At 74.8% G+C, this 21,546-nt stretch carries 21 protein-coding genes; 10 read left to right on the top strand and 11 right to left on the bottom strand.

The features are described 5' to 3' along the window. Position 1 precedes the first annotated feature (1 nt). On the bottom strand, positions 2-1,228 hold the full coding sequence (locus DCS98_RS11800; RefSeq protein ID WP_116451589.1) for a saccharopine dehydrogenase family protein: 1,227 nt from the start codon (positions 1,226-1,228) through the stop codon (positions 2-4). A gap of 45 nt (positions 1,229-1,273) precedes the next feature. Here DCS98_RS11800 and DCS98_RS11795 point away from each other — a divergent pair, with 45 nt between their 5' ends. Beyond that, positions 1,274-2,809, top strand: a complete 1,536-nt coding sequence (locus tag DCS98_RS11795; RefSeq protein WP_116451588.1) for an ATP-dependent DNA ligase — start codon at positions 1,274-1,276, stop codon at positions 2,807-2,809. On the opposite strand, the gene DCS98_RS11790 is transcribed toward DCS98_RS11795, so the two are convergent. After that, positions 2,806-3,834, bottom strand: a complete 1,029-nt coding sequence (locus DCS98_RS11790) for an LLM class flavin-dependent oxidoreductase (protein ID WP_116451587.1) — start codon at positions 3,832-3,834, stop codon at positions 2,806-2,808. The two genes, DCS98_RS11795 and DCS98_RS11790, sit on opposite strands and share 4 nt — an antisense overlap. Positions 3,835-3,971: 137 nt before the next feature. Here DCS98_RS11790 and DCS98_RS11785 point away from each other — a divergent pair, with 137 nt between their 5' ends. Beyond that, on the top strand, positions 3,972-5,588 hold the full coding sequence (locus DCS98_RS11785) for a tetratricopeptide repeat-containing diguanylate cyclase (protein WP_241037727.1): 1,617 nt from the start codon (positions 3,972-3,974) through the stop codon (positions 5,586-5,588). A 52-nt stretch (positions 5,589-5,640) separates the two neighbouring features. Continuing rightward, positions 5,641-6,015 carry a VOC family protein gene (locus DCS98_RS11780; protein ID WP_116451586.1) on the top strand — a complete coding sequence of 125 codons (375 nt, stop codon included), beginning with the start codon at positions 5,641-5,643 and terminating at the stop codon, positions 6,013-6,015. Positions 6,016-6,024: 9 nt separating this feature from the next. Here DCS98_RS11780 and DCS98_RS11775 read toward each other — a convergent pair whose 3' ends face one another. Genes DCS98_RS11775 through DCS98_RS11760 form a run of 4 tightly spaced genes read right to left on the bottom strand, consistent with a single transcriptional unit; the run spans position 6,025 to position 9,546 of the window. Continuing rightward, the gene (locus tag DCS98_RS11775) at positions 6,025-6,693 is read right to left on the bottom strand and encodes a class I SAM-dependent methyltransferase (protein ID WP_116451585.1); all 669 of its coding nucleotides are present in this window, start codon (positions 6,691-6,693) and stop codon (positions 6,025-6,027) included. Then, the gene (locus DCS98_RS11770) at positions 6,690-7,529 is read right to left on the bottom strand and encodes a ChbG/HpnK family deacetylase (RefSeq protein ID WP_206340212.1); all 840 of its coding nucleotides are present in this window, start codon (positions 7,527-7,529) and stop codon (positions 6,690-6,692) included. The genes DCS98_RS11775 and DCS98_RS11770 overlap by 4 nt, the downstream gene beginning before the upstream one ends. Beyond that, a complete protein-coding gene (locus DCS98_RS11765) occupies positions 7,526-8,275 on the bottom strand; it encodes a glycosyltransferase family 2 protein (RefSeq protein WP_206340211.1) in 750 nt (249 codons plus the stop codon). The genes DCS98_RS11770 and DCS98_RS11765 overlap by 4 nt, the downstream gene beginning before the upstream one ends. Beyond that, entirely contained in the window at positions 8,272-9,546 is a 1,275-nt protein-coding gene (locus DCS98_RS11760; protein ID WP_116451584.1) for a hypothetical protein, read from the bottom strand. Before DCS98_RS11760 ends, DCS98_RS11765 begins: the two co-directional genes overlap by 4 nt. A gap of 136 nt (positions 9,547-9,682) precedes the next feature. Between DCS98_RS11760 and DCS98_RS11755 the strand changes: the two genes are divergently transcribed. Beyond that, positions 9,683-10,552, top strand: a complete 870-nt coding sequence (locus DCS98_RS11755; RefSeq protein WP_116451583.1) for a hypothetical protein — start codon at positions 9,683-9,685, stop codon at positions 10,550-10,552. Here the strand turns inward: DCS98_RS11755 and DCS98_RS11750 are convergent. Beyond that, positions 10,519-11,046, bottom strand: coding sequence for a GNAT family N-acetyltransferase (locus DCS98_RS11750; RefSeq protein ID WP_116451582.1), 528 nt, complete (start codon positions 11,044-11,046; stop codon positions 10,519-10,521). The two genes, DCS98_RS11755 and DCS98_RS11750, sit on opposite strands and share 34 nt — an antisense overlap. 17 nt (positions 11,047-11,063) lie before the next feature. Between DCS98_RS11750 and DCS98_RS11745 the strand changes: the two genes are divergently transcribed. Further along, complete coding sequence (locus DCS98_RS11745) at positions 11,064-11,840, top strand: glycoside hydrolase family 16 protein (protein ID WP_116451581.1); 777 nt, start codon at positions 11,064-11,066, stop codon at positions 11,838-11,840. Between the two features lies 1 nt (position 11,841). Here the strand turns inward: DCS98_RS11745 and DCS98_RS11740 are convergent, their stop codons facing one another. After that, positions 11,842-13,785 (bottom strand): M12 family metallopeptidase, encoded by a 1,944-nt coding sequence (locus DCS98_RS11740; RefSeq protein ID WP_164704526.1) that lies wholly within the window; start codon positions 13,783-13,785, stop codon positions 11,842-11,844. 44 nt (positions 13,786-13,829) lie between these two features. Then, a complete protein-coding gene (locus DCS98_RS11735; RefSeq protein WP_116451579.1) occupies positions 13,830-14,159 on the bottom strand; it encodes a hypothetical protein in 330 nt (109 codons plus the stop codon). 111 nt (positions 14,160-14,270) lie between these two features. On the opposite strand from DCS98_RS11735, the gene DCS98_RS11730 reads away from it, so the two are divergent. Further along, entirely contained in the window at positions 14,271-15,263 is a 993-nt protein-coding gene (locus DCS98_RS11730) for a YihY/virulence factor BrkB family protein (protein ID WP_116451578.1), read from the top strand. Here the strand turns inward: DCS98_RS11730 and DCS98_RS11725 are convergent. Continuing rightward, entirely contained in the window at positions 15,229-15,972 is a 744-nt protein-coding gene (locus DCS98_RS11725) for a sulfotransferase family protein (RefSeq protein WP_116451577.1), read from the bottom strand. The two genes, DCS98_RS11730 and DCS98_RS11725, sit on opposite strands and share 35 nt — an antisense overlap. A 140-nt stretch (positions 15,973-16,112) precedes the next feature. Here DCS98_RS11725 and DCS98_RS11720 point away from each other — a divergent pair, with 140 nt between their 5' ends. The 4 genes from DCS98_RS11720 (at position 16,113) to DCS98_RS11705 (ending at position 19,932) form a co-directional block, all read left to right on the top strand. Then, positions 16,113-17,369: a globin domain-containing protein gene (locus DCS98_RS11720; RefSeq protein WP_116451576.1), complete on the top strand. Its 1,257-nt coding sequence runs from the start codon at positions 16,113-16,115 to the stop codon at positions 17,367-17,369. A gap of 61 nt (positions 17,370-17,430) precedes the next feature. Further along, complete coding sequence (locus DCS98_RS11715) at positions 17,431-18,570, top strand: globin domain-containing protein (RefSeq protein ID WP_116451575.1); 1,140 nt, start codon at positions 17,431-17,433, stop codon at positions 18,568-18,570. Then, complete coding sequence (locus DCS98_RS11710) at positions 18,567-19,322, top strand: DivIVA domain-containing protein (protein ID WP_116451574.1); 756 nt, start codon at positions 18,567-18,569, stop codon at positions 19,320-19,322. The genes DCS98_RS11715 and DCS98_RS11710 overlap by 4 nt, the downstream gene beginning before the upstream one ends. Continuing rightward, positions 19,297-19,932: an NUDIX hydrolase gene (locus tag DCS98_RS11705; RefSeq protein WP_116451573.1), complete on the top strand. Its 636-nt coding sequence runs from the start codon at positions 19,297-19,299 to the stop codon at positions 19,930-19,932. Before DCS98_RS11710 ends, DCS98_RS11705 begins: the two co-directional genes overlap by 26 nt. A 3-nt stretch (positions 19,933-19,935) precedes the next feature. Here DCS98_RS11705 and DCS98_RS11700 read toward each other — a convergent pair. Further along, positions 19,936-21,546, bottom strand: a 1,611-nt coding sequence (locus DCS98_RS11700; RefSeq protein ID WP_206340210.1) for a thiamine pyrophosphate-binding protein, incomplete at its 5' end; no start/stop codon positions are given.

Genomic DNA, 21,546 nt, shown 5'->3' with positions numbered 1-21,546 from the left:
GTCAGCGCTCGCTCACCTCGTAGGTGTGGCCGGCCGCCCGCAGCCGCTCGACCAGGACGGCGCCCATCGCCGTCGCCGGCGTGAGGGAACCGGCGCGGCCGGGCAGCCGGTCGCCGTCGAGCGCCAGGGCGAGGCCGGCCTCGCCCAGCATCACCGCGGTCGCGGCGTATCCGGGGTCGCCCTGCCCGCCGGCGACGGCGCGGTAGCGGCGGCCGCTCTCCGTCGTGGCGTCCACCGTCATCCGGAACCAGCCCTTCCGCCGGACCTCCTCGCTGGGCCCGGTCCCCGGCGCCGGCAGCACGCGGTCGAGCACGGCGCGGGTGGGCCCGAAGCTCATCGCGGCCAGCGTGCCGGCCAGCCCTGCGGTGAGCCCGGCGGCGGTGACGGCGCCGACCGGGCCCCGGCCGACCCCCATCACCTCGCCGTAGCTGAACCCGCGGCCGTACGCCCAGTCCTGCAGCGCGTTGCTGCGCCGGACGATCCGGGTGTTGAACGGCGCCATCACGAACGGCGCGGTCCACCGGCCGTCGTCCGTGCGGGCGGGCGGGACGGCGTCGCGCGGCTGCCGGGTGTCCGGCTCGGCGGCCCGGTCAGGGCTGAGCGCGTAAGGGTGCCCGGCGACCCGGCGCAGCGACGGGTCCTCCTGCAGCGCCTCGACCTGGGCGCGCATCGAGTCGATCGTGCCGCCGCTGAACCCGCCGCGGAGGGTGGCGACGAGCCGGACGTCGCACAGCCCGCCCGCGCCATCCGCCCGGGCCCGCTCGGCGAGCAGGTAGGCGCTGAGGTCGGACGGGATCGAGTCGTAGCCGCAGGCGTGCACGATGCGCGCGCCGGTCCCCCGCGCGACGGCGTCCACCCGGTCGATCGCCTCGCGGACGAACAGCACCTCACCGGTGAGGTCGGCGTAGTGCGTCCCGGCCGCGGCGCACGCCTCGACCACCGGCATGCCGTAGCGGGCGTAGGGCCCGACCGTGGTGGCGAGGACCCGCGTCTGCCCCGCCAGCGCGGCCAGGGACGCGGGGTCCCCGGAGTCGGCCTCGACGACCGGCCACTCGCGCGCGGCCGCCGGGAGCGCGGCCCGGGCCTCGAGCAGGCGGCTGCGGGACCGCCCGGCCAGGGCGATCCGCGTGCCCTCGGGGGCGTGGTCGGCCAGGTAGGCGGCGAGCAGCCTCCCGACGAAACCGGTCGCGCCGAAGACTGCCAGGTCGAAGCTCCGTTGGTCGGCCATGGGCCCATCCTGACCTGCGCCCGCGGTCACTGCCACGATGGCCCCGTGCTGCTCAGCGACGTCGTCACCGCCTCCGCTGCCGTGGCGGCCACCCGGTCGCGCACCGCGAAGGCCGGCACGATCGCGGAGTTGCTGCGGGCCGCGGGCCCGGACGAGGTCCGGCCGGTCACCGCGTGGCTGTCCGGCGAGGTCCGGCAGGGCCGGCTCGGCGTCGGGTGGCGCACCCTGTCCCGGCTGGGCGGCTCCCCCGCGGACAGCCCGTCGCTGACCGTGGCCGCGGTCGACGGCGCCCTCGCCGAGCTCGCCGGCACCACCGGCGCGGGGTCGGCCGCCCGGCGCGACGCCGTCCTCACCTCGCTGCTGGCGGCCGCCACCGCCGACGAGCAGCAGTTCCTGATCCGGCTCATCGGCGGTGAGCTGCGGCAGGGGGCACTGGAGGGAGTGGTCCTGGACGCGGTCGCGACGGCGGCCGACGTCCCCGCTGCGAGCGTCCGCCGGGCGTTCATGCTCTCCGGCCGGCTGGACGCGACGGCGGCCGCCGCGCTCGCCGGCGGGGTCGAGGCCCTGGGCGCCGTCCGACTGGAGGTCGGCCGCCCGGTGCGCCCGATGCTGGCCAGCCCCGGCTCCTCCCTGGACGCGGCGCTCGCCGACCTCGGCCCCGACGTCACCGTGGAGTTCAAGCTCGACGGCGCCCGCATCCAGGTCCACCGCGACGGCGACGAGGTGCGCGTCTGGACCCGCACCCTCCGCGAGGTCACCGACGGCGTCCCGGAGCTGGTCGAGCGGGTCCGGGCGCTGCCCTGCACCACCGCCGTCCTGGACGGCGAGACACTGGCCCTGGACGACGACGGCCGGCCGCGCGCGTTCCAGGACACGATGAGCCGCTTCGGCAGTCTCCCGGACGACAGGGCGACGGACGAGGTGCTGCTCAGCCCGTTCTTCTTCGACCTGCTGCACCTCGACGGCCGCGACCTGCTCGACGAGCCGCTGCACGTCCGGCTCGACGCCCTCGCCCTGCTGCTCGCCGACGACGAGCACGCGGCCCTGCGCATGCCCGGCGTCCGCTCCCCCGGCCCCGACGAGGCGGCCGGCGTGCTCGACGGCGCCCTGAGCGCCGGTCACGAGGGCGTGGTGGTCAAGGCGCTGGACGCCCCCTACGCCGCGGGCCGGCGCGGCAAGGCGTGGCAGAAGGTCAAGCCGGTGCACACCCTCGACCTGGTCGTCATCGGCGCCGAGTGGGGCTACGGCCGCCGCACCGGGAAGCTGTCGAACATCCACCTCGGCGCCCGCGACCCCGACGGTGGCCCGCCGGTGATGGTCGGCAAGACGTTCAAGGGGATGACCGACGAGCTGCTCGAGTGGCAGACGCGGACCTTCCCCGAGCACGCCGCCGAGCACACCGAGTGGGGCGTGCAGCTCCGGCCGGAGCTGGTCGTGGAGATCGCCCTCGACGGCGCCCAGCGCAGCACCCGGTACCCCGGCGGTGTCGCCCTGCGCTTCGCCCGGGTGCTCCGCTACCGGCCGGACAAGACGGCGGCCGAGGCCGACACCGTCGACACGATCCGCGCGATGCTCGGCTAGCCCTCGCGCACGCGGGGCGCCACCTCGGTGCCCAGCAGCTCGATGCCGCGCAGCAGGTCGGCGTGGGCCAGCCGCGGGTTGGTCATCTGCAGCGAGATCCGGTCGACCCCGCCGAGCTGGCCGGCGATCCGCACCAGCTTCTCGGCCACCGTCTCCGGGTCGCCCATGAAGAAGGCGCCGTCGGGGCCGCTGGTCGCGTCGAACTGGGCACGCGACGGCGGGGCGAAACCGCGCTCGCGCGAGACCTTCTCGAACATCTCGTGCCAGCCGGGGTAGATCGTGTCGGCGGCGGCCTGCGTGCTCTCGGCGACGAACCCGAACACGTGCAGCCCGACCTGCAGCCGCTCCCGCGGGTGCCCGGCCTGCTCGCCGGCCCGGCGGTACAGGTCGACCAGCGGACCGAACTGGCGCGGCTGGCCACCGATGATCGCCACCATGAGCGGCAGACCCAGCAGCCCGGCGCGGACGAAGGACTCCGGCGTCCCGCCGACCCCCACCCAGATCGGCAGCGGGTCCTGCACCGGCCGCGGGTAGACGCCCTGCCCGGTCAGCGGCGGGCGGTGCCGCCCGGACCAGGTGACGTGCTCGGACTCCCGGATGCGCAGCAGCAGGTCGAGCTTCTCCGCGAACAGCTCGTCGTAGTCGCGCAGGCTGAGCCCGAACAGCGGGAAGGCCTCGGTGAACGACCCGCGGCCGACGACGAGGTCGATGCGGCCCTTCGAGATCAGGTCCAGGGTCGCGAACTGCTGGAACACCCGCACCGGGTCCGCCGCGCTCAGGACGGCGACCGCGCTGCCCAGCCGGATGCGGGAGGTCCGCGCCGCCGCGGCCGCGAGGATCACCGGCGGGGCGGAGTCGTAGTACTCGCTGCGGTGGTGCTCGCCGATGCCGAACGAGTAGAGGCCCACCCGGTCGGCGAGCTCGATCTCCTCGAGCAGGTGCTCCATCCGCTCGGCCGGGCCGACCACCCGGCCGGTCGAGGGGTCGGTGACCGCCGAGACGAAGCTGTCGATGCCCAGGTGCATGGGCCGAGTCAAACAGGCCCCCACGACCGCACCACCGGCCGGGGAGGACCGCCGGCCGGCTCGGCCCCTGTTCGCTGCGGGCCAGATCACGTCGGAGAAGGTCTCAAGCTGCAACGACATCGCGCCGATGGACTGCTGTGACCAGCACCGTGGACCTGCGCAACGGGGGTGAGGGCTGCCGCGACGCGGTGCCCGCGCCCGTGCCCGGCGTCCTGGAGCTGTCGCTGTCCGTCGGCGAGCTGGAGAACCTCTCCCGGTTCGACCGTGCCGACGTCGACGAGCGGGCGTCGCGCGCCGTCGACGCGGCCGAGGCGCTCGGCGCAGCGGAGCTCGCCCAGCGCGCCCGCCTGGTGCGCGCCGACCTGCTCCGCCGGCGGGGCGACGTCGCGGAGGCCGGCCGCCGCGCCCAGGAGATCCAGCGCTGGGCCACCGAGCACGACGCGCGGCACCTGCTCGCGCGCAGCTCCTTCGTGCTGGCGTCGGTCTTCCAGGAGCTCGGCGATCTCTCGCTGGCCCTGGAGCACGCCGTGCGCGCGGTGGACCTGCTCGGCGACGACGTCCTGCCCGAGACCCGCATCGACCACCTGGCCCGCCTGGCCGACTGCCTGGGCCTCGGCGGCGACGTCGCCGCCCGCGACCGCTACGACACGGTCCTGGCGCTGGCCGAGGAGCTGGGCGACGTCGACCGCCAGCTGCTGGTGCTCAACAACCGTGCCTACTGCGAGACCGTCGTCGGCGCGTACGAGGAAGCGCTGGTCTGGAGCACGCAGCTGCAGGAGCTGGCCGCCCGCCACGACGTGCCGATGAGCGTGGGGCGGCTGGACACCGTGGGCCGGGCGCTCGTGGAGCTCGGCCGGCTCGAGGACGCCGAGGAGGCGTTGCTGCCCGGGACGGCGCCCGAGGTGCTCGACCGCACCCTCGACGGGGACGCCGGCGCGGACTTCCTGCTCACCCTGGCCGAGGTGCGGCGCCGCCGCGGCTCGCTGGACGAGGCGCAGGCGACCCTGGACGAGTGCGTGCGCCGGTGCGAGCGGCACGGGCTGACCTCGATCCGCGTCCGGGCGCGGCGCGAGCAGGCCGAGCTGCACGCCGCCGCCGGCGACTTCCGGCTGGCCTACGAGGAGCACCGGCTCTACACCGACGAGCTCATGGACCTGCAGTCCGCCGAGCGTGACGCCCGGGCCCGCGCGCTGCAGGCGATGTACGAGACCACCGAGGCGCGACGGCAGACCCGCCGCTACCGCGAGCTCTCGCTGCGCGATCCGCTGACCGGGCTCTACAACCGCCGCTACGTCGACGACCAGCTCCCGCGCCTGCTCGAGCGCGCCGCCGCGGGCTCCGTGCCGGTGACCGTGGCACTGCTCGACCTCGACCACTTCAAGACCGTCAACGACACCCGCTCCCACGAGGCCGGCGACCAGGTGCTCCGGGCGGTCGCGGAGCTCCTGGAGGAGGCCGGCTCGTCGGGGAACGGCTCGTTCGCCGCCCGCATGGGGGGCGAGGAGTTCCTCCTCGTGCAGGTCGGGGCCGCTCCGCGGGCCGCCGCCGGACGGCTGGAGGACCTGCGCGCGACCGTCGCCGCGCACCCGTGGCACGAGCTGCTCGGCGACCTCCCCGTGACGGTCAGCATCGGCTCGGCCGGCACCTCCGGCAGCTCCCCCGCAGCGCCGGCCGACCTCCTGGGCCGGGCCGACGGGCACCTGTACCTGGCCAAGCGCCAGGGCCGCGACAGGGTGGTCGGCGACCCGTCCTGACCCCGCGCACGAGGGCCTCCCGGACCGGCCGGCACCGTGCTTGCATGCGCGCGTGCCCGTGCACCTGAACCACACGATCGTCGCGGCCAGCGACAAGGCGCGGTCGGCCCGCTTCCTCGCCGAGGTGCTCGGGCTGGGTCCGCCGGCCACCTACGGCCCGTTCGCCGTGGTCGAGCTGGACAACGACGTGTCGCTGGACTTCATGGACGATCCGCACGTGGTGGCGCGGCACTACGCCTTCCTCGTGTCCGAGGAGGAGTTCGACGCGATCTTCGGCCGGATCCGCGAGCGGGGGCTGGACTACTGGGCCGACCCCTTCCAGCAGCAGCCCGGCGAGATCAACACCCACGACGGCGGGCGCGGCGTCTACTGGCACGACCCGGACGGCCACGTCCTCGAGGTCATCACCCGGCCCTACGGCGGCTGAGCCGGGCGCTCAGGCGGGGCGCCGGCCCACGAGCAGGTGGTGCGGGTGCACCCGGGCGCGGTCCAGCCGCTCCTCACGGACGTCCACCAGGCCCGCGCCGGTCATCCAGCGGGCGCGCTCCCGGGGCTCCACGAAGGTGAACTCCGGGGACCCCTCGGTGATGCGCAGGACCCGCACCGACAGCGCCTCCTGCGCGGCGTTCCAGCGCGCCTTCCACGCCGGTGTGGTGGCCATGTCCTTCACCACCAGCACCCCGCCCGGCGCGAGCACCGCGACGCAGGACTCCAGCAGCGCCCGCTGGCCGGCCTCGTCGAGCAGGTAGAGGACGTCGACGAGGACCACGGCGTCCCACGGCCCGGGAGGGACGGCGCCCGACGGGGCCACGGCGAAGTCGAGCCGTCCCTCGACGCGCTCCGACGCGGTCGCGACGGCGACCTTGGCGGCGTCGATGTCGACCCCGTGCACCGTCAGGCCCGGGCGGCGACGGGCGAGGTAGGCGCTGAACAACCCGTGGCCGCAGCCGACCTCGAGCACCCGCCCGGCGGAGGGGAGCGCGTCGACCACCGGCGGGAACGGGCAGCTCAGCCAGCGCACCAGCACGTGCGCGCGGTCGCCCGGCGGGGCGGTGCGGTACGCCTGCAGCGCCTGCCGTGCGGCCGGATCGGGCCAGCGGCTCACCCGGTACCCGCCACGTCGGCAAAGGTACCCAGCCGCCAGCCGAGCCGGTTCACCAGCTCACGGGTCGTGCGGGCGGTGAGCGCGTCCAGCTCGTCGGCCCAGCGGTAGCCCCAGGCGAACCGGGCCAGCTCCGGGTCGCCGGCCTCGCCCGGGTGGGTGTTGATCTCGGCGGTGCCCGCGGTGCCGGCGGTCAGGCGGCGCAGCGCCGCGGCGAACCGTGCGCCGTCCAGGTGCCCGGCCTCGTCGAGACCGGCGTAGGCCTCCGTGGTCGCCAGGCCGGCCCCCTCCAGCCGCCGGCGCAGCCGCCCCGCCAGCAGCCGCACGCCGGAGCCCAGCGGCCCGCGACGGGCGCTCGCGGGCAGCCGCACGCACGGGATGCCGCCCTCCCGCGCCAGGTCGACGACGACGCGGGCGACGGCCGGCCACAGGTGGGTGTGCTGGTGGGTGTCGAGGTGGGTCACGGGGACGCCGATGCCGCGCACCCGGTCGAGCTGGGCGCGGAACTCCCGGGCCACGTCGTCGGCGTCGATCCGGCCGGCGGCGCCCCGGGCGACCACCGTGCGGTACGACAGCGGGAACCGGCCCCGCCGGTCGACCAGCGTGGGGATCTCCCGCGCCGAGAGCAGCGGGGGGTCCTCGCCGACGATCGCCAGGTGGGCCCCGAGCCCGAGGTCCCCGGCCTGGCGCACGGCGTCGGCGGCCTGCTCGAACGCCGTCCCCACCGCCAGCACCGACGTCGAGGTCACCACACCCCCCTCGTGGGCGCGCGCGACGGCGCGGCAGACACCGGGCGTGAGTCCCATGTCGTCGGCGTTGACCACCAGGAGGCGGCTCACCGGGTGATCGGGTGCAACCGGTCGAGCTCCGACCGCAGCTTCCGCATCTCCGAGAGCATGCGCCGGATGACCGACCCGGAGGACAGCGTCGACACCCCGCGCGAGCGCGGGAAGTAGTCGACGCCGATCTGCACGATGTGGAAGCCCAGCCGCTGGGCGCGGATGACCAGCTCGGCGTCGATGAAGGAGCCCTCGCTGACCGGCCGCGCCGCCTCGAGGACGTGCCGGCGGACCAGCTTGAACGCGAAGTTGATGTCGCGGACACGGGTGCCGAACAGCATCTGCACCAGCGCGTTGTAGACGAACGAGTAGACGGCCCGCCGGGGGCCCTCGCCGGTGCGGTCGAGCCGGTAGGCGCTGACCATGTCGGCCTCGTAGTGGCGCAGCACCCGCAGGGCCCGGCCGAGCTCGAGCATCTCGAACGGCAGGTCGGCGTCGGTGTAGAGGACGACGTCACCGCGGACCGCGTCGAACCCGGTCTTGATGCTGCCGCCCAGGCCCCGGTTGACCGGGTGGTGCACCACGCGCACCCGGGGGTCGGCCGCGGCGAGCGCGTCGGCGATCCCAGGCGTCCGGTCGGTCGAGCAGTCGTCGATGATCACCAGCTCGTAGGCGGCGATCTCGCCCACGTCGATGAGGCGCTGGCACTCCTCCTCGGCGGCGCGCACCGCCCGCTCGACGTAGTCCTCCTCGTTCCACATGGGGAAGAAGACCGACAGCAGCTCGACCTTGGCCGACCGGTTCACGAGACCTCCACGCCGTGCACGAAAGCGATCGTGGCCACGACCGTCCCCACGAGGAGCACCGCGGCCACCGCCGGTGCCAGCCAGCGCGGGCGGCGGTCGCCGGCCAGCACCACCGCGGCCGCGGCGATCACCGGGAAGGCCGCCAGCACGTACCGGCCCGACCCCATGAAGTCCTTGGTGCCGATGATCGGGATGGCCAGCGACACCACGGTGTAGGCGGTGTAGCCCCAGCCGAACCGCCGCCAGACCACCCGGACGAGCAGCACCGCGGCCAGGCAGGCCAGCGCCTGCGGCACCACGAGGACGGCGACGTCCCAGTCGCGGTAGTACAGGAGGCCGAAGAAGGCGACCTTGAACCAGGTGCGCGGCCCGCCGGGCTGCTCCCACCCGGGCGCCCCCTGGACCGTCGCGAAGGCCAGCGGGTCGCCGAACCGCACGCCCAGGTAGACCATCCACGCGAGCAGCCCGGCGCCGGAGACCAGCAGCGCCGCGTGCCGCCACCGCACCGCCGGCACCGCCCGCACGAGGGCGCGCCACGGGAGCGGGCCGGACGGAGTGGGCGGCGGGGCGTCCGGAGCGGGTCCGCCGGCGCCGACGAGCACCGGCTCGCGGCTGGCCGCACGGTCCTGGGCGATCATCTCGACCGCGCGCACGACCAGGCCCACCGCGACGGCGATCCCCACCGGCCGGCCGGCGGTCGCCAGGGCGCCGACCAGGCCGGCCAGCACGTAGTGCCGGCGTTCCAGCAGCGCGAACGCCCCCAGCGTGGTGAGCAGGAACGACGCGTCGCTGTAGCCGGAGCCGTACAGGAAGAAGCTGTACGGGTAGACCAGCAGCAGGACGACGGCGACGACGGCGGCCCGCGGCGACAGCCGCGCCCGCACCCAGGCGGCGAACAGCATCGCCGCCCCTGCCGCGCAGGCGAGCGTGACCAGCCCGGCGGCGGTGGAGAAGTCGCCGCCCAGGAGCTGTCCCGCGACGTGCACCAGCAGGGGGTAGACGGGGAAGAACGCGATCGGGCTCTGCCGTCCCGGGGTGTAGGAGTACCCCTCCGAGGCGATCAGGTGGTACCAGCCCGAGTCGCCCTGGAACCACGCGTCCAGCCAGCCCGGGCCGTCGAGGAAGTCGCGCCCCGGCAGCGTTCCGACCGACCGGTAGGTGGTCCACGCCACCGCGGACAGCGCGGCGGTCATGAGCAGGAACGCGCCCAGGGTGTAGAGAGGCAGGCGCCGGACCACGCTCGCCAGCCTCTCCCCCGTCGGCTGCGTCACGTCCGGCAATCTATGTCGGCGGACGGAATCGAGTACAGCCGCACTCGCGGTGTCGTCACAGGCGGTACGGGTGGGACGGGCCGGACTGCTGACGGCCCGGGCGATGCGGCACCAACGTCACGGAAACGAGGTCGCGGTGGTCCTCTCGGTCCTCGCCATCGCCGGGGCGGCGCTCTGCTACGGCGCGTCCGCGGTGTTCCAGGCGGCCGCGGTCGCCCGGTCGGGACGGACCGGCGTGGGGGGACTGCTCGGCCGGCTGGCCGTGGACCCGCGCTACCTCGTGGGCCTCGCGCTGGTCGCGGCCGGCTTCCTGCTGTCGGTCGTGGCGATCCGCGCGCTGCCGCTGTTCGTGGTCCAGGCCGGGCGGGCGTCCAGCCTGGGGGTGACCGCCGTCCTGGCCGCCGTCTTCCTCGGCTCCCGGCTGCTCCGCGCGGAGAAGCTGGCGCTCGGCGGTGTGGGCGTGGGCCTGGTGGCCGTCGCGCTGGCGGCGGCACCGCAGGGGCCCGCCGAGGTGTCCGACCTCGTCCGGTGGCTGGTGCTGGCCGCTGCCGTCCTGGTCGCCGGCCTGACGCTCGTGGCGAGCCCGAGCCGGCCCTCTCCTCGCGCCGCGGCCCTGCTGGCCGCGCTGGCCGGGTGCTCCTTCGGCGTCCGCGCGCTGGCCGCCCGCGTCCTGGGTCCCGTGCAGCTGCCGGGCGTCCTCGCCGATCCGAGCGCGTACGCGGGCGGGATCGCCGCGCTCACCGGCCTGCTCGCCGGTGCGCTGGCCCTCCAGCGCGGCACCGTGGTCGCGGTGACCACCACGATGGTGGCGACCGAAGCGGCCCTGGGTTCGGTGCTGGGGCTGCTGGTCGGCGACCGGCCGGCCGAGGGCCTGGGCTGGCTGGCCGCCGTGGGGTTCGTCGTCACGGTGGGCTGCGCCCTGCTGCTGGCCCGCTTCGGTGTCCCCGATGCCGAACCGGACACGCCCGCGGCTCAGCCCGCTGACGGCGTCCGCTGGACGGCGTAGACGTCGCAGGTGCCGTACTCGTCCACGAAGCCGGGCCAGAGCAGCGTCATGCCGATCTTCTCCGCGACGCGTCGCGAGGCGGTGTTGGCGGGGTCGACCATCGCGATCAGGCGGTCCACCGGGAGCGTGGCGAACGCGTGCCCGGCGATCGCCAGGGCCGCCTCGGTGGCCAGGCCACGGCCCCACACGGCTCGATCGAGCAGATAGGCGACCTCCACCTCGGTCCGGCCGCCGATCTCCCAGGGCAGCAGACCGCACCGGCCCACGAAGGAGCCGGTGCCCCTGTCGACCGCGGCCCAGAGCCCGTAGCCGTACCGGCGGTAGTAGACGTCGATGACCCAGGCCAGCTCCTCGCGCGTCTGCTCGTACGTGCGGGTGCCGTCGGGGAAGTACCGCCGCACCTCCGGGTCCCGGTACAGCGCGGCGAGCGCGTCCAGGTCGTCCATCGACAGCTCGCGCAGCAGCAACCGGTCGGTCCGGATCACGACGCGCACGGTGCCAGGATCGGGGCATGCCGCCGTCCACCACCAGCCCCGTCTTCGCCGACGAGTTCGACGGCACCGCGCTCGACCGGTCGGTCTGGTTGCCGCACTACCTGCCGGCGTGGAGCTCGCGCGCGGCCACGGCGGCCACGTACCACGTGGGAGAGGGTTGCCTGCGCCTGTCGATCCCGCGGGACCAGGGGCTCTGGCTGCCCGGCGAGCACGAACCGCCGCTGCGGGTCTCGGGCGTGCAGTCGGGCAACTTCTCCGGGCCGGCCGGCAGCACGACCGGCCAGCAGCCGTGGCGGGACGGCGCCGTCGTCCGCGAGGAGCAGGAGACGTTCTGGGGCTGGACGCCCGATCACGGGCGGCTGGAGATGCGGGCCCGCGCCGAGCTGACGCCCCGGTCGATGGCCGCCTGGTGGATGGTCGGCCTGGAGGACGTGCCCGAGCACTCCGCCGAGATCTGCGTGTTCGAGGTCTTCGGGGACGCCGTCGAGCCGGGGGTCTCGGCCGCCGTCGGGATGGGCCTGCACGCCTTCCGCGACCCGGCGACGCCCGAGGACTTCGCCGCCGTCCGGCTGCCGATCGACGTGGCGGAGTTCCACACCTACGCCGTCGACTGGACCCCGGAGCGGGCGGAGTTCTCCGTCGACGGCGAGGTGGTCCGCAGCTGCCCGCAGCCACCGGCCTACCCGGTGCAGATGATGGTCGCGGTCTTCGACTTCCCGGACCGCGCCCCGGAGGCGGACGACGACGCCGTCCCGCTGCTCGTCGTCGACCACCTCCGCGGCTCGGAGAACTAGCTCACCCGTCGTCCCGGACCATCCCCCCGGCACCGGCGCCGGCCCCCGACGGCACGGCGGTGTCGTCGCCGGCGCGGCCGCCGGCGCCCTCGTCGTCGCCGGCCGTGCGCGGCATGACCACGTTCGGCAGCTCGGCGCCGCCCGCGCCGACCGTCGCGGGGACGCGGCCGTCGAGCTCGGCGGCCCCGTAGCCGTCGTCGGCCGCCTCGGTCCGCACGGCGTCGACGATGCCGCCGAAGGGCTCGGGCACCTCGTCCGCGGCGGGCAGCTCCGCGGTGTCGGCGCCGTCCAGCAGCGCGCCGGCCGGCGGGTTGACGAACTCGAAGTCCACCAGCCGCAGCCCCTGGCCCGCGAGCTCCTCCCACTTGGCCCGGAAGCTCTCCCAGGTCACGTTGGCCCAGAGCGCGTAGCCGTCCTGCCCCGGCAGGAAGGCGCCGGAGAACCGGATCTCACCGCCGACGCGGTGCTGGTTGAGGTCCACCAGCCGCAGGCCCTGCCCCGCCCACTCCTGCCACTTGGCCACGAAGCTCGCCCACGAGGCGTTGACCCACAGCGCGTGGCCGCCGGTGCCGGGCAGGAAGACGCCGGTGTAGCGGTCCTGGCCGCCCACCTGGTGCACGTGCAGGTCGTGCAGCCGCAGGCCCTGCCCGCTCCACTGCTCCCACTTGGCCCGGAAGCTGTCCCAGCTCGCGCCGACCCACAGCGCGTGCCCGCCGCTGCCGGCGAGGAAGGCACCGGTGTAGCGGTCCTGGCCGCCGACGTTGGCGATGTGGATGTCGTGCAGCCGCAGGCCCTGCCGGCTCCACTCGTCCCACTTGGCCTGGAAGCTCTCCCAGCTCGCGTTGGCCCACAGGGCGTGGCCGCCGGTGCCGGGGAGGAACACCCCGGAGTACCGGGCGCCGTTCGCCACCGGCCGCACGTGGACGTCGACCAGCCGCAGGCCGTCGGCGCTCCACTGCTGCCACTTGGCCGCGAAGCCCTCCCAGGTGTCGTTGACCCAGAGCGCGTAGCGCCCGGTGCCCGCCCGCCACACCCCGGAGTAGCCCTTCTCGGAGAACCGCTCGTACATCTTCGCGACGGTCTGCCGGTCGCCGAAGCTCATGCCGGTGCGCTGGCCGATGGTCACGCCCGACCGCCGCGGCACGATCGTCGGCTTCGACGTGTCCTTGGCGAACGCCGTCGCGTGGTAGTGCATGAGCGAGCCGTAGTCGTAGTCGAAGTAGTCGGTCGACCCGGGCTTGGTCTGGAAGTTGTGCCGGGCGTCGTCCTCGCCCTCGGGTGGCGGCCCGTCCTTGATGTTGTCCCACTTGATCTCCACGAACGAGTCGCGGTCGGACCGGGACTGCTCGTGGTAGACGCCGAGGGAGTGCAGGAACTCGTGGGCGAGCACCCCCCACGGGTGGCCGTCGGCCAGGCGCAGGTCCTGACGGCCCCCGCGCATCCCGATCGGCGACGAGCTCGACGACGCGTTGCCGTTGCTGACGACCTGGATCCAGTTGGGCCACGAGCCGGCGTTGGCCGAGGTGCGCAGGGTGAAGCGGATGCCGGTGTTCGCCTGGATGTGGTTGATCGCGTCGGTCACCCGCTGCTGGTCGGGCACCCCGGCGTCGACGGCGTAGGCCACCTGCCCGTTGGTCCACAGGAAGCTCGAGTCCGTGGGCAGACCGATGCCCAGCGGGCCGACGGTGAGCGCGCCGTCCTCGCTGCCGGCGAACGCGGTCGTCAGCCGGAGCTCGCGGCGCCGGGCGATCTCGGCGGCCTCCGCCTCGACCTCCTCCACCGGGCCCATGTCGATGCAGCCGTCGTGGATGGCGCGGCCGTCTACGACCGCGAACCTGACCGGGTGCTCGACGAGGCCCGGGCCGGTGAGGAACCCGGCCCCGCTCACCGGGCTGGCAGCCATGTGGTCGATCCCGCCGAGCTGCCTGTCGTCGTCCGTGCTCATGCCCACCATCTCCAAGGTCGTGCTGCCGTGTCGTGCTGCAGGTGTCAGGCGATCCGGGACAGGTGCACCCGCACCGGACCCGCCGCCGGCTCCGCCACCGGGGTGGCGCTCGTGGTGAAGAACTCGACCCGGGCGTCGTCCGCCGTCCGGCCCCGCACCCGGACCAGCAGCCCGGGCTCGTACATCCCGCCGCCGACCGGCAGGTCGAGGGTCACCCGGACCGTCGGCCGGGCCGCCGTCACCGTGAGATCGGACGACGAGGCGGCCGGGCCGTCCGCCGGCGCGTCGGCCACCGCGAGGTCGGCGACGCGCACGTCCACGACGGCGTCGAGGACGTCGTCGTCCAGCCCGTCGAAGCGCAGCTCGAGATCCATGGGCTCCCCCCGGTCGTGACACCGGCCCGTGCCGGTCAGCCTCGTGGGCCGGCGTCACCGCAGCGTCACGGCGACGGGTCAGCGGCCCGCGACGGGGGAACACGTCAGCGCATGGCGGAGGTGCACAGCGGCTCCCGGGGCCGGGCGAGCGACGCCTCGTGGCCGCACCGCATTCCGGCGCGGCACTGGGGCAGCATCCTGCGGCGCGTGGTGCGGCACGTCCTCAACGACCGGCTTCTGCTGCTCAGCGCCGGCATCTCGTTCTTCGCGCTGCTGTCCATCGCGCCGATGCTGGTCACCGCCGTGTCGGTGTACGGAGCGGTGACCACGCCGGCCGAGGCGCTCGACCAGCTCTCCGGGGTGGCCCGGACGCTGCCGCCCGAGCTGGAGCCGCTCGTCGCCGAGCAGCTGACGACGATCACGACGGCCTCGACGCACGTGCTCACGGTCCGCGGGATCACCGGTCTCGTCCTCGCCCTCTGGACGGCGACGACGGCGGCGACCTACCTCATCGACGCGCTGACCCTCGCCTACCACGAGACGGAGACCCGCGGCCTGCTGCGCCGCATGGGGCTCGGGCTCCTGTTCGTGCTGGGCGGCGCGCTGGTGGTGGGTGGGGCGATCGCCGTGGCCGAGGTGATCTCCGACGCGCTCGACCGCGCGCCGTCCACGATCCGTGCGCTGGGCCCCGCCTTCACCTGGCTGGCGCTGGCCACGCTCATGGCCGTGGTGCTGGCGGTGCTCTACCGGTTCGCCCCCGACCGGCGGCAGGCCCGCTGGCGGTGGACCAGCACGGGTGCCGCCGTGGCGACGGTCCTCTGGCTGGCCACCTCCATCGGCCTGTTCGCCTACGTGCAGAGCCTGGGCAGCTACGAGTCGACCTACGGCTCGCTGGCCGGGGTGGCGATCAGCATGCTGTGGCTGTGGATCAGCGTCTTCCTGGTGATCCTCGGTGCGGCGGTCAACGCGGAGGCCGAGCGGCAGACGCTCCGGGACTCCACGGTCGGCCCCGACCGGCCGCTGGGCGAGCGGGGTGCCGTCGTCGCCGACAGCACCCCGCCGGACGGTGTCAGAGCGACCAGGCCGCGAACTCCTCCCCCGTGACCTCGCGCAGCCGCTCGGCATCGTCCCGGAGGGCCGCGCGCAGCCGTTCCCGCACGGCCGCGTCCACCGGCGCGGGCCGGTCAGGAGCGGCGTTGCGGCGCTGCTCCATGGCCGACGACCAGTGGTCGTCGAGCCCGAGCTGCTCGAAGAGCCGGCGCATCGTCGCCCGCGGACGGTCGCGGAGGTCCTCCTGGGCCACGACGGTGATCCGCCCCTCGAATGCTCCGGCCGCCAGGAACGGCTCCAGCCGCTCGAGGTAGCGGCCGCGCGCCACGTACTGGCTCGCCGGGTCCAGCAGCGCCTCCTCCGGCGGCCGGGGCTCGGTCCCGTCCCGCCGGTGGTGCCAGTACTGGGACACCGCCCGGTCGACCGGGTCCCGGACGGCGTAGACCAGGCGGGCGCCCGGGACGACCTCCGCCATCCGGCCGGCCACCTCGGGGTGGTCCGGAGACGTGTATCCCGGCGAGCTCTCCCCTCGCACGCGGGCGCGGGCATCGAACTGCCCGGCGTACCAGGCGACCCCGCGGTGCCAGTTGCCCTCGGTCCAGTCCCCGGCGCGGTCGGCGGGCCCGACGAAGAAGTTGAGCTCCTTGGGCTCGGACATCGCCACGTCGGGGTGCGCGTCCAGGTAGGCGTGCAGCGACGTCGTCCCGCACTTCATCGCGCCGATGATCACCACGTCCGGCAGCGCTCCGGCGATCCCGTCCACGCCCCGCGGGTGCCCGCGGCGGAGTTCCGCGACACGCCCGGGCGGAATTCGTACGTCTGGGATCGGTGCGGACGGGTAGCGGGTGCAGAGCGGAACGTGACCGCGCCAGCGGGGGGCTAGTCGACTGGCAAGGAGGACACGTGCTTTCCGATCGATCCCGTCCCGTGATCGAGGCGACCCTTCCGGTGGTCGCGGAGAACATCCCGGAGATCGCCACCCGCTTCTACCGCCACCTGTTCGGGCAGCACCCCGAGCTGTTCGACGGCGTGTTCAACCGCGGGAACCAGGCCGAGCAGACCCAGCAGCTGGCGCTGGCCGGCTCGGTGGCCGTCTTCGCGAGCTCGCTGGTGAAGGTGCCCGAGCAGCTGCCGGAGCACCTGCTGTCGCGGATCGCGCACAAGCACGCCTCGCTCGGCATCACGCCGGCCCAGTACGACGTCGTCCACGAGCACCTGTTCTGGGCCATCGTCGACGTGCTCGGCGACGCGGTCACGCCCGAGGTGGCGGCCGCGTGGGACGAGGTCTACTGGCTGATGGCGTACGCCCTGATCAACCAGGAGCGGGGGCTGTACAGCGCCCGCGGGGTGCGCCCCGAGACGGTCTGGCGCGAGTGGGAGGTCGCGGAGAAGGTCCGCGAGACCGACGACGTCGTCACCTTCCGGATGCGCAAGGTCGACGACCGGCTGGTGAAGACCTCCCTGCCCGGCCAGTACGTGACCGTGCAGGTACCCATGCCCGACGGCGTGCGGCAGCCGCGGCAGTACAGCCTCACCCGTGCCGACGACGGCCAGCACCGCCAGTTCTCGGTCAAGCGGGTCAGCGGCGGGGGCAAGCCCGACGGCGAGGTGTCCAACCTCCTCTGCGACACGGTGGACGTCGGGGACCGGCTGACCATGTCGCTGCCCTTCGGCGACGTCGTCCTCGACGACTCCGGCCGCCCGGTGGTCTTCGCCAGCGCCGGCATCGGCATCACCCCGATGGCCGGCATGCTCTCGCACCTCGTCGAGGCCGGCTCGCACCTCGACGTCCGGCTGTGGCACGCCGACGCCGACGAGGCGTCGTGGCCGCTGCGCCAGCAGGTGCTCGACGACGTGCGGAAGCTGGCGAACGGCCAGGTGCACGTCTGGTTCGAGAGCGGCGCGGAGTGCTCGCTCCCGGTCGACGGCGTGCGGCAGGGGCAGATGGACCTGGGCGACGTGGAGCTGCCGTGGGGCGCCCTGTACTACCTCTGCGGACCGCTGCCGTTCATGCAGGCGGTGCGCAGCGCGCTGATCGAGCGAGGCGTCCCGGCCCGCGACATCCAGTACGAGGTGTTCGGGCCCGACCTGTGGCAGGCCGACCTCGCGACGGAGGAGACACCCGGCGCCACGGAGCGCGCCGGCCGCCACAGCGCCTGACCCGACCTGCCCACCCGCCGTCCGGCACCGCCCGGACGGCGTCTCCCTCTAGGAGCTGCGCGTGGACATCCCCGCGATGCGGGCCAACTTCGCGAAGGCCGCGGCCACCGGCGACGAGGCCCCGCTGTACTTCTACTCGCACCTGTTCCTGAGCCATCCCGAGACGCGGGCGATGTTCCCGGTCTCGATGGCCCACCAGCGCGACCGGCTCTTCAGCGCGCTCGGCGACGTCGTCGCGCGGGTCGACGACCTCGACGCGCTGGTGCCGATCCTCCAGCAGCTCGGCCGCGACCACCGCAAGTTCGGGACGCTCGCCGCGCACTACCCGGCCGTCGGGGCGAGCCTGCTGGCCACCCTCGAGCACTTCGACGACGAGTGGAGCCCCGAGCTCGCCAAGGACTGGACCGAGGCCTACACCCTCGTCGCCGAGGTGATGATCGCGGCGGCCGACGAGGCCGCCGAGGCACCGGCCTGGTGGGACGCCGACGTCGTCGGGCACGAGACGCGGGCGATCGACGTCGCCGTCCTCCAGCTGCGGCCGCGCACCCGCTACGACTACCTGGCCGGGCAGTCCCTGTCGCTGGAGACCGACATCCGGCCACGGCTGTGGCGCTACTACTCCCCCGCCAATGCGCCTCGCCCCGACGGCCTGCTGGAGATCCACGTCAAGGCCCGCGACGGCGGTCCGGTGAGCTCCGCGCTGGTCCGCAGGCTGCGGGTGGGCGACGTCGTGCGGCTCGGCCCGCCCGTCGGGCACATCTCGCTCTCCGGCGAGTCGGATCGCGACCTGCTGCTCGTGGCCGGCGGCATGGGGCTGGCGCCGCTGAAGGCGCTGGTCGACCAGGTGGCCCGCCACGGGCCGGCCCGGCGGGTCGACCTGTTCGTGGGGGCCCGCAACGACGACCACCACTACGACCGGGCGGACCTGCGCCGGCTCGAGCAGGAGAACCCGTGGCTGACGGTCACCCTGGCCGTCTCCGAGGACAAGGTCTCCTCCCTCGAGCACGGGGACGTGGGTGACGTGGTCATGCGGCACGGCCCCTGGCTCAGCCGGGAGGTCTACGTCGCCGGACCGGGCGCGATGGTCGACGACACGACCGCCCGGCTGCAGGCGCACGGGGTGCCCGCGCAGCGCATCCACAGCGAGGTCTTCGCCCCCAGCCGACCGGGGCCCAGTCTTGACGGAGAGGTGACCGAATGAGCAGCGTCCAGAACGAGCCCACCGGCGAGGAGCGCGGCCTGCACCCGGCCGACGTCCAGAACGTGCGGTTCACCCGTGCCTCGATGCTGCGGCCGGGCTACGTCGACACCGAGGTCGACCGGGTGATGAGCCGGGTGGCCGAGGAGCTGGCCCGGCACATCGCCGAGAAGGCAGCGCTCCGCGACGAGGTGCGCGCGCTGCGGGCCGCCGTGGACGGCGCGCCGGTGCACGAGGCGCCGAGCGACCAGGCGGTGCGCATCCTGTCGGCGGCGCAGCAGACGGCGGACGCCTACGTCGCCGAGGCGGAGGAGTTCAGCCGGCAGATGACCAGCGAGGCGCGCAGCGTCTACGAGGAGGAGCTCCAGGAGGCGCGCGAGAGGGCGGGCGCGATCATCCAGGCGGCCCAGGAGGCGGCGGCCCGCATGACCGGGCCGGCGCCGGCCGGCGCGGACGCACCGGGTCGCAGCGTCGAGGAGCTCGAGGAGCAGGTGGCCTACCTCAAGGCGTTCGGTTCGGCGGTCCGCGTGCAGCTGCGCTCCTACCTCGAGGCGCTGATCACCGACGTGGAGACCGAGTGGGGCAGGGCCGACCCCGCCGCCATCCCCCAGGGGCCACCGCGTCCACCGGCGCAGCGCTCGAACCGGGAGCCCCAGCAGGGTGGGGCCACCGCGTTCTCGGACAACACCGTCGCGCAGGCCGCCCCCGCGGAGGAGGACGTCCCGGCCAATGCCGGTTCCCCCTCCTCCGTCTGACGGCACCACCGGAGCGGTCGACCGGACGGCGGTGGCCGGGCGCCTGCGGGACTTCCCGCGGCGTCCGGCGCACCGCCCCGACCTCCGGCAGGCTGCTGTGGCGCTCTGCGTGACCGAGTACGAGGGCCGGCCGGCCCTCGTCATCACCCGCCGCGCCGCCGGCCTCCGCGCGCACGCCGGGCAGTGGGCCCTGCCCGGCGGGCGCCTCGACCCGGACGAGACCGTCGTCGACTGCGCGCTCCGCGAGCTGGAGGAGGAGGTGCTCCTGACCGTCGGCCCCGCCGACGTCCTGGGCGTGCTCGACGACTACGTGACCCGCTCCGGGTACGTGATGACACCGGTGGTCTGCTGGGCCGGCGAGGTGGGTGACCTGGTGGGTGACGAGGCGGAGGTGGCCGAGGTCCTGCAGATCCCGTTGGCCGACCTGGACGTCGAGCCCCTCTTCACCCGCATACCGGAGTCCTCCGCCCCGGTGATCGCGCTGCCGCTGCTGGGCCGGCACCTGCACGCGCCGACCGCCGCGGTCATCCACCAGTTCTGCCGCATCGCCTGCCGTGGCGAGGTCGCCCGGGTCGACCATCTCGAGCAGCCGGTGTTCGCCTGGCGCTGAGCGTCAGTGCCCGCGGAAGGCCTCCTCCAGCCACCAGGAGGGCCGGTCCCGGGTCACCTTGGCGTCGACGAGGAAGGGCGCCGACCGCGGGCCGGCCAGCCACTGCCGCAACGGCTGCAGGTCGGGGACGTCCCGGACCGTGACCGCCTCGAAGCCGTACCCGCGGGCGATCGCGGCGAAGTCGGTCTCGGGGAACCGGACGACGTCCAGCGGGTGGCCGGCCGGACCGAAGTGGTGCACCTCGGCCCCGTAGGCGGCGTCGTCGTAGACGACGACCACCATCGGCAGGCCGAGCCGCACGACGGTCTCGAGCTCCGAGGCACCCATCAGCGCGCCGCCGTCGCCGAGGGCGGCGACGGGCAGCCGGTCGGGCCGGGCGAGGGCGGCGCCGATGGCGGTCGCGAGCCCGAGACCGACCGACTGGAACGCCTGCGTGAAGCAGAAGCCGAACTCGTCGGGCACGTCGAGGAACATGCTCGGGTAGCCCATGAAGTTGCCGGAGTCCACGGCGAGCACGCGCTCGGCGGGCAGCAGGTCGTCGAGCGCGATCGTGAGGGCCCGGGGGTCGACCAGCCCGGCGCCGCCCTCGTCGTCGAACGGCTCGTCCCGCCAGCGGCGGCGGCCGGCGACCAGCTCGCGCACCTCGGCCGTCCGGTAGCCCGTGGCGAATCCGGGCACGGCGCCGGTGACCGCCCGCGCGACCTCCCGCACGTCGCCGACCACGCCGAACGCCACCTCCCGCTGGGCGCCGATCGCCTCGGGGTCGAGGTCCACCTGCGCGACGACGGCGTCGTCGGCGATGAGCCGGCCGTGCCGCATCGTCCACATGTTGAGGGCGCAGCCCCAGCCGACCACCAGGTCGGCCCCGGAGATGAGCTCCGCGGCCACCGGGGTGGCGAACCCGCCGGAGACGTCGAGGTCCCAGGGGCTCCCGCGGAACAACCCCTTCGCCACCGCCGACGTCGCCAGCAGGGCCCCGCACCGATCGGCCAGCTCCTCGAGGGCGGCGCGGGACCCGCTCCCCCGCGCTCCGCGACCGGCGACGAACACCGGACGGCGGGCCCGCCGCAGGGCATCGGCCAGCCGGCCCACCTCGTCCGCCGCGGGCTGCCCCCGCAGCGCAGGAGGCGCCACGACCCCGCCCGGCGGGGCCGGCAGCTGCTGCACGTCAAGCGGCAGGTTGAGGACGACGACCCGCCGCTCGTCCCGGGCGGTCGCCACCGCGGCAGCGGCGGTCGCGGCGGCCTCCTCCGCCACCTCCACGCGCAGGGACACCGCACCCACCGCCACGGCCAGCGCCTGCTGGTCGACGAAGAAGTTCGACCGGCGCGAGGTGGCCTCCGCGGTCAGGACGACCAGCGGGGTGCGGCTCTTCGCCGCCTCGGTGATGCCCGTGAGGGCGTTGGTCAGCCCGCAGCCCTGGTGGACGCTCAGGGCCGTCACCCCACCCGACATCCGGGCGTGGGCGTCGGCCATCGTGGCCGCCCCGCCCTCGTGCCGGGCGGCGACGAAGCGGGCCCCGGCGGCGACCATCGCGGTGGTGACGGCGAAGTTGCCCGAGCCCACGACGCCGAAGACGGTGCCGAGGCCGCTCCGGACCAGGACCTCCCCGAC

This window comes from Blastococcus litoris (assembly GCF_003075095.1).
GTDB classification, from domain to species: Bacteria; Actinomycetota; Actinomycetes; order Mycobacteriales; family Geodermatophilaceae; genus Blastococcus_B; species Blastococcus_B litoris.
Note: the sequence above shows the minus strand (reverse complement) of the source record. Positions and strands in the feature narration are given on the sequence as shown.